General features: G+C 52.3%; 19 protein-coding genes. 11 read left to right on the top strand and 8 right to left on the bottom strand.

Annotated features, from left to right (window positions below):
* Nucleotides 1–44 precede the first annotated feature (44 nt).
* The 4 genes from Q6D67_RS16175 to Q6D67_RS16160 are packed head-to-tail and all read right to left on the bottom strand — an operon-like array spanning nt 45 to nt 2184.
* Nucleotides 45–476, bottom strand: a complete 432-nt coding sequence (locus Q6D67_RS16175) for a DUF6527 family protein (protein ID WP_304706707.1) — start codon at nt 474–476, stop codon at nt 45–47.
* Nucleotides 473–1669 (bottom strand): ThiF family adenylyltransferase, encoded by a 1197-nt coding sequence (locus Q6D67_RS16170; protein WP_304706706.1) that lies wholly within the window; start codon nt 1667–1669, stop codon nt 473–475. The genes Q6D67_RS16175 and Q6D67_RS16170 overlap by 4 nt, the downstream gene beginning before the upstream one ends.
* A complete protein-coding gene (locus Q6D67_RS16165; RefSeq protein ID WP_304706705.1) occupies nt 1644–1904 on the bottom strand; it encodes a multiubiquitin domain-containing protein in 261 nt (86 codons plus the stop codon). The genes Q6D67_RS16170 and Q6D67_RS16165 overlap by 26 nt, the downstream gene beginning before the upstream one ends.
* A 37-nt stretch (nt 1905–1941) precedes the next feature.
* The gene (locus tag Q6D67_RS16160; protein WP_304706704.1) at nt 1942–2184 is read right to left on the bottom strand and encodes a DUF2188 domain-containing protein; all 243 of its coding nucleotides are present in this window, start codon (nt 2182–2184) and stop codon (nt 1942–1944) included.
* 112 nt (nt 2185–2296) lie between these two features.
* Between Q6D67_RS16160 and Q6D67_RS16155 the strand changes: the two genes are divergently transcribed.
* From Q6D67_RS16155 to Q6D67_RS16140, 5 genes are all read left to right on the top strand, one after another.
* Complete coding sequence (locus Q6D67_RS16155; RefSeq protein WP_304706703.1) at nt 2297–3385, top strand: XRE family transcriptional regulator; 1089 nt, start codon at nt 2297–2299, stop codon at nt 3383–3385.
* Nucleotides 3369–3890 (top strand): PIN domain-containing protein, encoded by a 522-nt coding sequence (locus Q6D67_RS16150; protein ID WP_304706702.1) that lies wholly within the window; start codon nt 3369–3371, stop codon nt 3888–3890. Before Q6D67_RS16155 ends, Q6D67_RS16150 begins: the two co-directional genes overlap by 17 nt.
* Nucleotides 3891–4222: 332 nt before the next feature.
* Nucleotides 4223–4492 carry a type II toxin-antitoxin system ParD family antitoxin gene (locus Q6D67_RS16145; RefSeq protein WP_304706701.1) on the top strand — a complete coding sequence of 90 codons (270 nt, stop codon included), beginning with the start codon at nt 4223–4225 and terminating at the stop codon, nt 4490–4492.
* The gene (locus Q6D67_RS21835; protein ID WP_370551979.1) at nt 4479–4688 is read left to right on the top strand and encodes a type II toxin-antitoxin system RelE/ParE family toxin; all 210 of its coding nucleotides are present in this window, start codon (nt 4479–4481) and stop codon (nt 4686–4688) included. Before Q6D67_RS16145 ends, Q6D67_RS21835 begins: the two co-directional genes overlap by 14 nt.
* Nucleotides 4625–4762 (top strand): type II toxin-antitoxin system RelE/ParE family toxin, encoded by a 138-nt coding sequence (locus Q6D67_RS16140; RefSeq protein ID WP_304706700.1) that lies wholly within the window; start codon nt 4625–4627, stop codon nt 4760–4762. The genes Q6D67_RS21835 and Q6D67_RS16140 overlap by 64 nt, the downstream gene beginning before the upstream one ends.
* A 114-nt stretch (nt 4763–4876) precedes the next feature.
* Here the strand turns inward: Q6D67_RS16140 and Q6D67_RS16135 are convergent, their stop codons facing one another.
* From Q6D67_RS16135 to Q6D67_RS16125, 3 genes are all read right to left on the bottom strand, one after another.
* Complete coding sequence (locus Q6D67_RS16135) at nt 4877–5167, bottom strand: type II toxin-antitoxin system RelE/ParE family toxin (RefSeq protein WP_304706699.1); 291 nt, start codon at nt 5165–5167, stop codon at nt 4877–4879.
* Nucleotides 5155–5427, bottom strand: a complete 273-nt coding sequence (locus Q6D67_RS16130; RefSeq protein WP_304706698.1) for a CopG family ribbon-helix-helix protein — start codon at nt 5425–5427, stop codon at nt 5155–5157. The genes Q6D67_RS16135 and Q6D67_RS16130 overlap by 13 nt, the downstream gene beginning before the upstream one ends.
* A gap of 441 nt (nt 5428–5868) precedes the next feature.
* Nucleotides 5869–7077: an IS256 family transposase gene (locus Q6D67_RS16125; protein ID WP_304706697.1), complete on the bottom strand. Its 1209-nt coding sequence runs from the start codon at nt 7075–7077 to the stop codon at nt 5869–5871.
* Between the two features lie 124 nt (nt 7078–7201).
* Here Q6D67_RS16125 and Q6D67_RS16120 point away from each other — a divergent pair, with 124 nt between their 5' ends.
* The 5 genes from Q6D67_RS16120 to Q6D67_RS16100 all read left to right on the top strand — a co-directional run bounded on the left by Q6D67_RS16120 (nt 7202) and on the right by Q6D67_RS16100 (nt 10217).
* Nucleotides 7202–7594, top strand: a complete 393-nt coding sequence (locus Q6D67_RS16120; RefSeq protein ID WP_304706761.1) for a DUF6088 family protein — start codon at nt 7202–7204, stop codon at nt 7592–7594.
* Between the two features lie 220 nt (nt 7595–7814).
* Nucleotides 7815–8117, top strand: a complete 303-nt coding sequence (locus Q6D67_RS16115) for a hypothetical protein (protein ID WP_304706696.1) — start codon at nt 7815–7817, stop codon at nt 8115–8117.
* A 21-nt stretch (nt 8118–8138) separates the two neighbouring features.
* Nucleotides 8139–9500: a hypothetical protein gene (locus Q6D67_RS16110; protein ID WP_304706695.1), complete on the top strand. Its 1362-nt coding sequence runs from the start codon at nt 8139–8141 to the stop codon at nt 9498–9500.
* A gap of 18 nt (nt 9501–9518) precedes the next feature.
* Nucleotides 9519–10001, top strand: coding sequence for a hypothetical protein (locus tag Q6D67_RS16105; RefSeq protein WP_304706694.1), 483 nt, complete (start codon nt 9519–9521; stop codon nt 9999–10001).
* A gap of 21 nt (nt 10002–10022) precedes the next feature.
* On the top strand, nt 10023–10217 hold the full coding sequence (locus tag Q6D67_RS16100) for a hypothetical protein (protein ID WP_304706693.1): 195 nt from the start codon (nt 10023–10025) through the stop codon (nt 10215–10217).
* A gap of 493 nt (nt 10218–10710) precedes the next feature.
* Here the strand turns inward: Q6D67_RS16100 and Q6D67_RS16095 are convergent, their stop codons facing one another.
* Nucleotides 10711–11268, bottom strand: coding sequence for a CBS domain-containing protein (locus Q6D67_RS16095; protein WP_304706692.1), 558 nt, complete (start codon nt 11266–11268; stop codon nt 10711–10713).
* A 467-nt stretch (nt 11269–11735) separates the two neighbouring features.
* Here Q6D67_RS16095 and Q6D67_RS16090 point away from each other — a divergent pair.
* Nucleotides 11736–12326 (top strand): beta-ketoacyl synthase N-terminal-like domain-containing protein (locus tag Q6D67_RS16090; RefSeq protein ID WP_304706691.1); only part of this gene is annotated, 591 nt, incomplete at its 3' end.

Raw genomic sequence — 12326 nt, 5'->3', positions numbered from 1 at the left:
AATAGTCAATGGATTGTATGTTTTGAAAATATATAAATAACCAATTAATGCCTGAGCCAGGTGATCATCTGGCTCAAAACTGCCTGTAATTTACCAAGGAATCCAGCAGGCTTTTGTCCTTTTTCCTCATTGACCTTATTGAAATAAGCTTCTTTTAGTACTTTGTCCCAGTCTCGTCCTTGCTGAATCTCTGTCTCGCTCAAAGCGTAGGACCAGATGACCTCACCATTTCTGATCCAGTAGTGGGAGCGGCAGGCAAAGCTCCAGTTACCTATGGAAGGATTCAGGGACACGCGGCCGCCTTGTATCTTCACTTTCCAGTCGGTGGGGTTAAGAGGCGTGATGACTTCCTCGCCGCAGCTGCAGGCACATTTATGGGCTGCTGTCTTATAAGGCTCTGAAATATACAAAACCCCATCCTCAAGCTTCTCGGGAATAAATTCTACTAACTCATAATCTATTCTTGTCGTTTTCATGCGTCTTCTGTTTCTGACATTTCATCCCGTGAAAGCCCGTGGGCGTTGAGAGAATAGACAGTGTGATGTTCTTGAGCGAGGTCCTGATAATACCCGCAGAATTTCTTCCATTTCACGACGGCAAAGGCCGCATTCATTGCATTCATTTCGGCAACCTGGATATTGGCATCATAAATATCATCGGCTATCGTATCCCTGACCGATACTCGTTTGGGTAGATGGCCAGTCTTCGAGGGCGTGCAAAGCGTGGTTCTGCAATCACCGATAAGACATTGCTGTTCTTCAATATATTCAAGTTCCATCCCCACATCGATAAAGGGAATTTTTCTGTCGATTAAGAATTCAAAGGCAAGTTTGCGGACCGGTGGCTTATCTACGCACATGAAGACAAAGTCGCAGTCTGCAAGTAGTTCTATGGTCTCACTATCAAGGAAGGTGTTATGGGGGATAATGCCACGGCGCATATTGCTGTAGATGCCCGCATAGTAGTCCACCTTTGAAGGCATTTTTTCGAGCGTTTTCAGGGACGCAGCGCCCGGTGCCCTGAAAGCATTGTGCTGGACAAACTTATCACCATCAATCAGGTGAATTTCCTTGACGTGAGTCTTGGCAATCAAGTCCAGTATATAAGAGCCTGTCCCGCCAAGGCCGACTATCGCGGCCTTGTTCATGGCACATTGTTGAGAAAGTCCTGTCAGTCCATAGCGGCTTGAGGCTGTGTCCATATACAGGAAGACGCTTTCCTCTTCGTTGCCGATAACAGGTTTGAAGGTATAGGCCGTGACGTTAGGGTCAATGGCCCGCGCCGGATTTTGAATAATCTCGACATGGCGCGTCATTTTCTCGTAGTAATCCGGATAATCGTCTTGGGGTTTGCAAGAAAAACGGTGATTTGACACTACATCGTCACATAGGGTCTGCGGTTGGTCGGTATGACGAAGCGCCTCAATCGGCTTCCCGGCCTTAAAGTGTGGAAAGCTGCCCGTAAACCAGACCTGATGATCTTTGGGTTTGAGTGTTCTTTCATTATTGATGTTCAAATCTGTGACGAGTGCGCCGAAGGCAATATCGCCACCCGCATTCACATACGGAACAGAATGAACGATGAGATAGCTGTGTTTGATCTCAAGCTCCAGACCTTGGTCACGGAGCTTTTTGAGATCATGGCTAAGACTTATCAGTTTTTCGGACATTGAAGATAATCCCATCCTTGATGACTTGGGTGTCACCTTCTACCATTGATCCGTCCTTGCCGTGCGGATTGGAAAAGGTCACGGTGAATACAATGCCGTCAGCAGGTTGTTCACCAGGGTAGGCGAGCTGCACTACTGCAAGGTAAGTCAACTTGTGATCGGTCACAGTTTTGGGGCGACCATTAACAATGATGTCGTAGGTCTTGTTTTGGCCAGGGGCCTCTTCTTTGCTCATAACGTTTCTCCTTTATGAAGCGGTTTAAAAACTTGGATTAGTGTTTCTTGTCACGCGGCGGACACGGATCATTGCCTGGCGGAACAGTATCCGAATCCCGCCATTTACCCTGACGGTTCTGGATGCGGACTTCACCGCCGCCGAGATTGTGAACAATCTTCTTGGCCCTTGATTCCGCTTCCTTCTGGGTGCCGTGAACGCTGCTGGCTTTGGAAGCCCCAGGTCCTTTCACGGCCCAACCATCCGGATGTTTCGTGACATAGCGATCGTTCTTTGACATCTTTACCTCCTTCAAGGTATGGTTTACATCAGTTGACAAAATCAGCGTACATGGTTTACAATTAAAGTATAAGAATAAGAACTGTAAACTGTCAAGTCCAAAGGAGAAGAAAATGTTTGCTGACCGATTGAAGCTGGCCAGAAAGAAGGCGGGTTATTCTTTGCGCGGCCTTTCTGACGCATTGGACAACAAGGTGAGTGCACAGGCTATTGGCAAGTATGAGCGTGATCAAATGATGCCCGCCTCCGATGTACTGACTGCTATGGCAAAGGTTCTTGATGTTAATCTTGAGTACCTTCTTAGCAATCAGGTGAAAGAACTAAGCGGCGTAGAGTTTCGAAAGAAATCAGGAACTTCCGTTAAGGACCGTTCTCGCGTCGAAGCGACTGTCATTGAGCGTGTCGAGCGCTATTTGTCCGTGGAAGAGATTTTGGAGCTGGATAGTGCCGAATGGCACCAGCCCTTTGATCCCGTGCGACTTGAAACTCTTGAAGCGGCAGAGCAGCTTGCGGAAAGATTGAGGGAAGAATGGGATCTCGGTATTGATCCTATCCCCAACATGACCGAATTGCTGGAAGAAAAAGGGATTAAGGTCCTTGTGATCGAATTGCCAGAAAAGGTTTCCGGTCTGACCTGTTTGGTTGATAGGGGGGAAGGTAAAGCTTTGGTCCCCGTTATTGTTGTAAACAAGGACTTCCCGCTTGAAAGAAGACGCTTCACTTTGGCCCATGAGCTGGGCCATCGTCTCATTGATGAATCTTCCCCTATAGATCATGAGAAGGCCTCTGACATCTTTGCCGGTTCCTTTCTGGTTAATTCCGAGCACCTAAGGGGAGAAATCGGCAGTCAGCGGCATAGTGTCAGCTTTCCCGAACTCATAGACCTCAAAAGGCTCTATCGTGTATCTGCCGCCTCTATGCTTATGCGTTTTAAGCAGGCAGGCATATTGAGTGAATCTGCCGTTGCGTATGCGTTCCAGACTTTTGCCCGTTCCTGGCGGCGCGAAGAACCAAGGCCGCTAGAAGCCGAGAATCAGAAAGGAACATTCGAAAGACCCAAGCGATTTGAAAGACTTTGCTATTGGGCTCTGTCTGAAAAGCTGATTTCGCCTGCTAAAGCATCCGAATTTCTACAGATTCCATATTTTAAAATGGAACAAGTATTACAGGGAAATGTAGAAGAATATGAGAATAATAATTAGTGACAGCTCCTGCCTGATTGATTTGCACAAGGGCGGTCTTCTCGAAGCTATTTTTGGCCTGCCTTATTCTTTTGCAATGCCGCAGCCGTTATTTGAAGAAGAACTTCTCTCAATATCAGACGAGGAAAAGGCCATGTTGATAGCTTCCGGAATGGAAGTGACGGTACTCCCTGGCGAGCATGTTACAACGGCAATGGATTACTACAACGAGAATAGGCGGCTCAAGCTCAATGACTGTTTTGCACTCGTTCTTGCTGAAACGACTGAAGAATCCATTCTCTTTACGGGAGATCAGCCGCTCAGACAGCTTGCTGAAACCAAAGAGATCGAAACGCATGGGGTCCTATGGGCGATTGACGAGATATTGAAACATACAGATATTGACCGTCAGCTCATACTTGATGCCCTTATTCTGTTTTATGAGGACCCTTTGGTCAGGCTGCCAGAAGATGAGCTAAAAAGAAGAATCAGGCGTCTAAAAAAATCGTTGAAGGATAACGAATAAGATACTCTTTAGATCTGGCGAGGTCAGATTCAAACTTTAAATGTCTGCTCTTGGCACTTAGCTGCCGGTGTTTGAGTCAAATCTACCCTTGAGCGACGTCCGTCATAGGCAAGGGGATCAAATGTCCCAACACATCGATACTTGACCGAAAACAAGGGTTAGTAGACAATATTGGCGGTTCTATTAATCCCTTTTATATCAATATGTTAGTGCGCATAATGTGCATTATGTTAAATAGCATATGCTAGCTGCGAGACATCCCGCCCTTTTCAATGAGACTGATAGAAAGTAGGATAAAGTAGTACATTCTCTTTCTTATTGGATGGCTTCTGATGGCAATGGTCAAAAAAAGCATTACCGTAACTGACCAACAAGACCGCTGGATACAAGCGCAGATGGAGACGGGCAACTACGGCACGGATAGCGAACTGATCCGAGAAGCCTTGCGGGAAAAACAATTGCGCATGAATGAAATTGATGTGCTTCGCGCCAAGCTGATTGCTGCAGAACTGTCCGTTGAACAGCACGGATGGGTCAAAGAATCACCGCAGGAAATGCTCGAAGGATTCAAAGAGAAAGCGCGGCAGGATGGTAAGCTATAGGCTCGCCCCAGAAGCTAAAGCCGACCTGGAACGCATATGGTTCTATGGCCTAGAAAATTGGGGTTTGGAGGCAGCGGACAAATACTACGCCGCGTTTTTCACCATTTTAAACAGCTTGCAGAGCAACCTCATTTGTACCCTGCAGCTGATATTCGTGAAGGCTACCGGCGCAGCGTGTGTGGCTCCGAAAGCATGAATTATCGTGTGGTCGGCGAACCCGTCGAGATCATGGCAGTCATCGGGCGGCAGGAAGTAGATGACTGGCTTTAGTTGTCTTGTTCATCCTGTACGATGACAGGGTGCCGGTCTGAGATGAACCGGCCATTTACACAGAAATCTTTATACCCTCCTGGGTCAGGAATTTTTCATTGGCCGTCATCTGTTTTAGTATCCGGCTTCTTTCTGATGTCGCACAGCAAGAATGATTGCTGTTTCACCATCGAAACGATATAACGCTACATAGCCGCTATTTCCGAAATCAATCGGCCATTCCCGAAACACCGGATCCATGTCTTCAACAGGACGTCCTGCCTCCGGCTGGTGTGCGAGTATTTTCACGCCTGCCCGTAGTGTTTTGATGGCACGTCGGGCTGCTTCTTGATCTTTTATGACAAGGAAGCGATAAAGTCGCTGCACGTCAGTCAGCGCTGAAGGCGACCAAATCAGTCGTGGCACTTAGGCAACTCCACATCGTCACCTGCTTCAAGCTTATCCAGCCAAGCATCGGCTTCTTCAAGCGTCAGGTGTTGTCCATTTTCCTGGTACGATTCCCAGGCGCGTAATGCATCCTGCTTGAAAGATTCGCGCTTTTCTTCACGCTCAACATATTCACGGATCGCTTCCCGCATAATCCAATGCGATGAACGATGCCGCACTTCAGCCAAGTGCTGGATCCGGCCTTTCAGGTTTTCGTCAAGTTTTACTGATGTTGCCATCTTGCCACCTCAGTATTCAAAGGTATTACCATTGGATACTGTACCACACGATATCCTCTGCCTCCTACTGTCGACTAAAGCGCCGCCGGTAACTGTCGCCCCTCTATCAATTTCCTCCGCCCTTTATGCTGTGCTTATTTCAGGAAAAACAGCCTTTTTTTCTGAAAACGCAAGGTGCGCATATATCATGCAACCCATTGAAAATAATATAATTTCCCGAATATATGGCCGCGGCAGGGGGTGGGCCTTCACCAAGACTGATTTCGCGGCGGAGTTCGGGGAAGACAACATCCCCCAAGCCCTCTCGAGCCTGTGCAAAGCAGGACGTATCCGGCGCATATGCCGGGGCGTGTACGACTACCCCCCTTACAGCGACCTCCTGCAGCAGCCGCGCGGTAGTGTCCCGTCAAGTGGTGTAATTCCGGTCTCCAGATTCATCCCTCAGGCGGCCTCTGGTTGTGCCAATAGGTTCGCCTGGTCTTCGTCGCCCAGCACGCGCGCCAGCGTTTCCTGGCTCATGTAGCGGCGAGTCACTTGCCACTCATCTGTTTGCTCAGCCAGCAATGTTCCCACCAGCCGCATGATGGCGGCGTTGTTCGGGAAGATACCGACCACTCGCGAGCGACGTTTGATTTCCTTGTTCAATCGCTCCAGGGAATTCGTCGAGGCCAACTGCGGCCAGTGCTCCTTCGGGAACCGCATGAAGGCGAGCACGTCCTCCTCGGCCTGATCCATGAGGTCCGCGACCTTGGCGAAACGCTCTCGCAGCTTGTCCGCCGTTTCCCGCCACTGCTGGCGCGCCTCTGCCTGGTTTTCCTGAACGAACGCCGTGCGGATGACAGCTGCCACCATGGAATGCTGCTTGCGCGGCACGTGGGCCAGCGCATTGCGCATAAAGTGCACCCGGCAGCGTTGCCAGGCAGCGGCTGACACGACCTTGGCAATGGCCTGCTTCAGGCCCTCGTGAGCATCCGAGATTACCAGCCGCACGCCCGTCAGGCCTCGCCGAACCAGGCTGCGCAGGAATTCCGTCCAGAAGGCTTCTGTCTCGGCCGGACCCACAGCCATGCCCAAGGTTTCCCGGCGTCCTTCGTTGCTGACGCCAACGGCAACGACCACCGCCTGGCTGCTCACAGCACCACGCTCGCGTGATTTCAGATAGGTGGCATCCAGCCAGACATAGGCCCAGGGGCCGCTCAGCGGGCGATTCAGGAACGCCTCTACGCGCTCATCCAGCTCCTCGCACAGCCGTGAGACCTGGCTCTTGGAGATACCGCTCATTCCCATCGCCTGTACCAGGTCATCGACCTTGCGGGTCGATATGCCTTTCACATAGGCCTCCTGCACAACAGCAACCAGCGCCTGTTCGGAGGCTTTGCGGGGTTCAATGAAGCTCGGCAGGTAACTGCCTGTGCGTAGCTTCGGAATACGTAACTCCATTGTCCCTATTCGCGTCTCCAGGGTGCGCTCGCGGTACCCGTTCCGCTGGTTGACCCGATCCTCGCTGCGCTCATGCCGACCGGCACCGCAACGCTGTTCCGCTTCAGCATCCATCAGTCGCTGCAGGACCAGTTGGCCCAGTTCCCTCAGCAAGTCATCGTCCGCATGCTTTTCAGCCAGCTCAATCAATGCCATCCTGTCCTCGGTCATCGTGGTGTCTCTCCGTAGTTGGTGAAGGTTTCGCAACCTCCAGTTTACGGAGACCCACGGTGGCCGCCACCACCGTGAAGATTTACACCACTCATGGGGACACTACCAGCCGCTCAGCCCCGATATCGATCAGGTGGCCCATGCTTTGGGTCGCAAATTTAACTGGCGAATACAGCCCTCGGGCGATGCAGCCCTCAACATGTTGGGCTTGTCCACCCAGGTCCCCGGTCGCTGGGTGTACCTCTCCGACGGTCCCAATCGGGAGTACACCATCGGCAAAACTTTGTTGGTGTTCACGCAGACCGCGCTGAAGGAGGTGGGCTTCAAGCACCCCAAAAGTGGTCTTCTGGTCCACGCCCTCAAAGCTCTGGGGCAGGAACGCGTGGACACTGCGGTCATGCAGGCTATTCGAGCCCGGTTATCGGATAAGGACCGCGACCGAATCCCTCGGGACACTCGTCAGATCACCGGCTGGGTCCACCACCTGATCAAGCAAATCTGTCAGAAGGCCGACTAATGGAGGCGGTTGCTCGGTTCAGTATCGAACAATGCCGGGAATTGTTCAGCGAAACGGCCGCGGCGCTCGCCACTACGCCCGCCGTGGTGGAAAAAGACTTCTGGGTCACGCGCACACTGGCGCGACCCTTCGAAGGAGGGAGCGTTATTAAATTGATTAAACATGCGTACAATACCCAGCAAATTCCGCTAACGGCTATCTGGCCAACCCGGTGCTTGCGATGACAATCAGTCGAGGCGACTTTCAGCTGACACCAGAACAACGACGTTTCCGGGACCTGATACGGCCCTATGATTACCTAAGCCGTTATTGGGATTGGGAGAGCCGCTGTCTTGATGAGGCTAGCCTGGACCACGCCATGGCTGTCTTCTCCCACGGACAGCGGATCATGGCCGCGTTTTTCCGCGCCGTTTGGACAGGAAGTGATCAGGCACCGCTGAGCATACTCGAGGCGGTCCGTACCCTGGACACTGATGATCTCGCAATCATTACCGGCTGGATGCGGGATCCCTTCTTTCCTTGATAACGTTGTACATGGAAACCTATGAGTGAGCGTAAACCCCGCCGGGAGATCGACAAGGCCATCAAGCACCTCATGGACTATACCGGGCCGAACCATGAGTGGGCGGGACGATGGGACCAGGTTCAGGACGAGTTGCTTGGCCCGCTAGCCAAGAAACTCGAGGTGAGCGTCGACGAGCTGAAAGCGTTCTTCTATTCCGGACCTTACAGCCACATGGTCATCGGCTTCGGTTTTGAGGAATATGCCACAGCCCTGTGGGATAACGAGCAGCACAATCTGATCGAGGCCTATCTTGCCCACCGCGGCTGGCGGGAAGGTAGCGCAGGTCGTCGGTATTTACGGGCCCTCGGCGAATCTGAACTGGGTTTTTGGGAGATTACCGCGGTCAAGCCCGGCGCGTACGCGGAGATTCGCCCCTATGGCACGCAGGACGAGCCGATACGCGTCAAGGAGAAAGCTGCGACGGAGAGCCTCCACATCTGGGACGGGTTGGTTGCTCGGGTGCTGCACGCGGGGAACAGCCCAACATTCAGCGGTGCCATGCTGCCCCTGCGTCCGGAGTTGGCCGCGCGTGTCCAGCGGATACTCTCTGCCATACCCGAGGACACCCGACAATTGATGCAGGACCTGCTTGAGCAGGGCGAGATCGACCTGATACCCGATAATCTCGACGATATCATCCGCCAGACACAGGCGTCGGACCTGGCCGGCGTGGCTTTCCTGATCTGGGCGATGGACGCCTACCTTCAGGCAACAAGGCCGCCCCCGATCCTGCAGAACAGGGACGCGGAGTCCATTGTCCCGAGCCGGGTACGGCTGCCACTGCGGGGCACTCTCGAAGACATCGCCCTTACCCTCGATATCTCGCCAGTGTTGTACAGAGAGGGAGAGGCGCTGTCATGGACCTGGTTTCCCAAAGCCTACGAGGACATCGGCGCTGACGAGCCCGTGAGCGTATTGGGACATATTGCGTTGGATGAGACCGCACTGGAGCTTGAAACCAACTCGGATGAGCGAGCTGAACGAGGCGCCGCCCTGCTAAGCACGCTCCTCGGTGACCTTGTCGGATCCCCCCTGACAGTTCACGAAAACCTGTCGCGAATGGCGGATCACAGTGACAAACCGATGCCGAGACCCGATATTCCCGTCGAGGCTCAGGCGGCGATCACAGCACAACTGACCCACCACTACCGCACTACCTTGGATGAGCCGATCCCCATGCTCAAGGGCCTGAGCCCGCGGCAGTGCGCGGCAGATCCCGCGCTGCGCAGCGAGGTTATCTGCTGGCTCAAACACCTGGAAAACACCAATGGTCGCGGCTCAGGTGTCGGCTATGACTTCAGCTGGATGTGGGACGAACTTAACCTGGAACGCGAGCACTGATAAGGAGCACCGACCCCCATGGATGGCACCTCACCCACAGCCTGGCAGCACCTCCTGACAACCGGGACCTTGGTCCCGTTTCGCCTGTTAGATGCGCACACCGAAGCGGCTCCTGACGGCGAAAATGTTGCCGTGCGCGCTGATCTTGTCTTTATCGGGGAAGACGTGGATACCGAACCTGCAGAGATTGCTGAATGGGGGGCCCTGGGCTTTCTGTACACCCTCGCGGTACTGTCATTTAACGATGCGCAACCACGCGGGAACTCGCGGCAGGAGTTCGCAGCCAACGACCGTTTTACCGTGAGTGATTTCCTCCAAAGTCTGAGCTTTGACCGAAATGGGCTGCACCTGCGCGCTGACTATGTCCGGGGCCGCTGTATGAAAACCGATATTACGGTACGGCCGGATGGAACAGCCACACTTGAAACCTGGGGACGGGGTCAGTCAGCTCTGCGCTGGCTTGATCAGCTCCAGGGGAAGAAGCGAATCAGCCTGGTGTAAGTGGCCGCTGGAGTGCGTCAAATGAAGCGTAAGGATGGAGACGGCGTGCCCTGGCGAATTGGTAGGTCAGGCAGGCAGGGGTCGAGTGATTCAGCAGCAAATTCGCCGATGAAAACCGTTAAAGCTATTTCCTTGTCCCTCGGCGAGCGTTCTAACCCGGTCATTATAAGAAAAGCTCTTCAGGAAAATTTATGGGTAAAAAATAGCCCGGCGTGACCGGGATACGACTAAAAGCAGGCTGAACAGGAGAGAGTGCATCCTGCCTCCCCCCTCCGTCAGGACAGATGTCGTGTCCGGAAACCATGTGTAATGGATCAGCTTTGGTGTAGACCTCTACAACTTTACACCTTGAATAGCAGGATGTCTCTCAATCACAAAGACGAGCCAACAAGGAGAGGCCGAGGGCTGGGATTATGATACCGGAAAAATTACGGTTCCGGAGCACACAGAGTTCCATGCGGCCATCCTTACTCTGGGCGGTTTTACTGGCATCCATTAAACCACTTCACATGGTTTTCATGATTATATCGATCACCCAGTGTATCCTTTAGGTTCTGGCCTAGTACACTTGGAAACATGCGCGTAAATTAGCCAGGTAGCGTTCAAGCCGAAACTGGTCAGCTGAGAGGGTGTACGCTCCTGGCGGGTGGGATCAATCGAGTTAACCCATTGTAAATGGGTTTGTTTTAACAGCAGATCAAAACGCAAACTATGTAGTAGCTGAAAATACTTTATAAAAGCTCGATTTTTCCTGAATATCAATCGGAAGATGAAGCTTTCGCGAAATATCACTGGCCGAAAAAATGCCGCGTACTCGATGATTCCTCTGGTCCACTACCAGACAATGCTGCTGCCCGCTCTGCTTCAGCACGGCAATCACATCGGAAATCTGAGCTGACACGATCTCCTCAAAATCAAGTGCTTTCATTGTTTTCTTGTGCGCCATGAACTCGCGAACTTGTAGGGCCTCTCTTGCGTAGCCTTCAGCAACCTTCATGACGATTTTGCTCTCGACTAGGTCATCCGCAGACACTACACCGACGAATTGTCCGAGATTATCTACGACAAATTTCATACGCACATGGGTTTGCCGCATCAATTTGAGCGCGTCAACCGCAGTCATAGAGTCAGGAATGATCAGGGGTGTTATGTCGTGAAAATCCGTAAAAAACTCCAGTGCCGAGGAGTCGAGTGACAAGCTGACTCTCTCCTTTGGGTACTCCAGCTCATCAATGTCTAGCGTGGGATACAAGTGTAGTTTCTTCATCAAGGTTCGCTCCATAGATCGAATGTCAAACCGCATCAATTAAATGGGAACTCAATCCCACATACAGTTGGTCACTATCGCTGCTCGAAAATCCAAGTGGTGATTGAAGTTCTGCTACGCAAGGGCGATCAATGGCGACATCCCACGCTGTGACCTGAACCCCCTTAATCCAGATATCCATAGTCAACGTGCTCCTCCATAAGATCGCCCTAGTCTGCACACCAATAAAGAGGAGCTTATGTCTCGCAGGGCAAGCTGATGCCGAAACACTACAAAATCGACAACGTGTTATAATCGTATATTATATAATTATAATTGTATACTATTCGTGTTACGCTTAAAGATGACGCCTCCACATTATGGACAGGCACGTTGTGAGTCGGTGTGGTGTAAGAGGCTTTCATTACCGCTAACACTGACGCCGCCACAGTAAGGTCGGTCTCTCAATCCACCGCTGGAGCAAGCACATGGCTGACGCATTCATTGTCGACGCACTGAGAACCCCTACCGGGAGAAAAAACGGTTCGTTAGCGGCGATACATCCTGCCGACCTCGGCTCTCATGTCTTGAAAACCATCGTCGAGCGCAGTGGCATCCCTGATGATGAATACGATGATGTGATCTGGGGTTGCCTGGACACCATCGGGCCGCTTGCCGGTGATATAGCGCGTACTTCCTGGCTTGCTGCAGGACTGTCGCAGACTGTTCCGGGTACCACCATCGACCGTCAGTGCGGCTCCTCGCAACAGGCCGTGCATTTCGCGGCACAGGCAGTGATGTCCGGCACAATGGATGTTTTGATTGCCGGCGGAGTACAAACAATGTCACAGATTCCGATCTCATCGGCAGTTATCTGTGCAGAGGCGATGGGATTCACCGATCCATATTCTGGCTCAACAGGCTGGGTAGAAAGGTACGGCACCGAACCGCCGACGCAGTACAAGTCGGCACAGATGATCGCCGACAAATGGGGCTTCTCCCGCCGAGATCTCGAGGTCTATTCACTGGAGTCGCACAACCGGGCACTGGGTGCCATTGCCGAGGGCCGGTTCAAGCGC

It is taken from the genome of Haliea sp. E1-2-M8 (assembly GCF_030649675.1).
Taxonomy (GTDB): domain Bacteria; phylum Pseudomonadota; class Gammaproteobacteria; order Pseudomonadales; family Halieaceae; genus Haliea.
Note: the sequence above shows the minus strand (reverse complement) of the source record. Positions and strands in the feature narration are given on the sequence as shown.

What these genes read in the sequence shown, in the direction of transcription:
- Q6D67_RS16175 (WP_304706707.1), bottom strand. Translation starts at nt 476, where the DNA reads ATGAAAACGACAAGAATAGATTATGAGTTAGTAGAATTTATTCCCGAG.
- Q6D67_RS21835 (WP_370551979.1), top strand. Translation starts at nt 4,479, where the DNA reads ATGGTAAGCTATAGGCTCGCCCCAGAAGCTAAAGCCGACCTGGAACGC.
- Q6D67_RS16165 (WP_304706705.1), bottom strand. Translation starts at nt 1,904, where the DNA reads ATGAGCAAAGAAGAGGCCCCTGGCCAAAACAAGACCTACGACATCATT.
- Q6D67_RS16100 (WP_304706693.1), top strand. Translation starts at nt 10,023, where the DNA reads ATGAAGCGTAAGGATGGAGACGGCGTGCCCTGGCGAATTGGTAGGTCA.
- Q6D67_RS16150 (WP_304706702.1), top strand. Translation starts at nt 3,369, where the DNA reads ATGAGAATAATAATTAGTGACAGCTCCTGCCTGATTGATTTGCACAAG.
- Q6D67_RS16155 (WP_304706703.1), top strand. Translation starts at nt 2,297, where the DNA reads ATGTTTGCTGACCGATTGAAGCTGGCCAGAAAGAAGGCGGGTTATTCT.
- Q6D67_RS16145 (WP_304706701.1), top strand. Translation starts at nt 4,223, where the DNA reads ATGGCAATGGTCAAAAAAAGCATTACCGTAACTGACCAACAAGACCGC.
- Q6D67_RS16095 (WP_304706692.1), bottom strand. Translation starts at nt 11,268, where the DNA reads ATGAAGAAACTACACTTGTATCCCACGCTAGACATTGATGAGCTGGAG.
- Q6D67_RS16110 (WP_304706695.1), top strand. Translation starts at nt 8,139, where the DNA reads ATGAGTGAGCGTAAACCCCGCCGGGAGATCGACAAGGCCATCAAGCAC.
- Q6D67_RS16170 (WP_304706706.1), bottom strand. Translation starts at nt 1,669, where the DNA reads ATGTCCGAAAAACTGATAAGTCTTAGCCATGATCTCAAAAAGCTCCGT.
- Q6D67_RS16125 (WP_304706697.1), bottom strand. Translation starts at nt 7,077, where the DNA reads ATGACCGAGGACAGGATGGCATTGATTGAGCTGGCTGAAAAGCATGCG.
- Q6D67_RS16160 (WP_304706704.1), bottom strand. Translation starts at nt 2,184, where the DNA reads ATGTCAAAGAACGATCGCTATGTCACGAAACATCCGGATGGTTGGGCC.
- Q6D67_RS16105 (WP_304706694.1), top strand. Translation starts at nt 9,519, where the DNA reads ATGGATGGCACCTCACCCACAGCCTGGCAGCACCTCCTGACAACCGGG.
- Q6D67_RS16115 (WP_304706696.1), top strand. Translation starts at nt 7,815, where the DNA reads ATGACAATCAGTCGAGGCGACTTTCAGCTGACACCAGAACAACGACGT.
- Q6D67_RS16130 (WP_304706698.1), bottom strand. Translation starts at nt 5,427, where the DNA reads ATGGCAACATCAGTAAAACTTGACGAAAACCTGAAAGGCCGGATCCAG.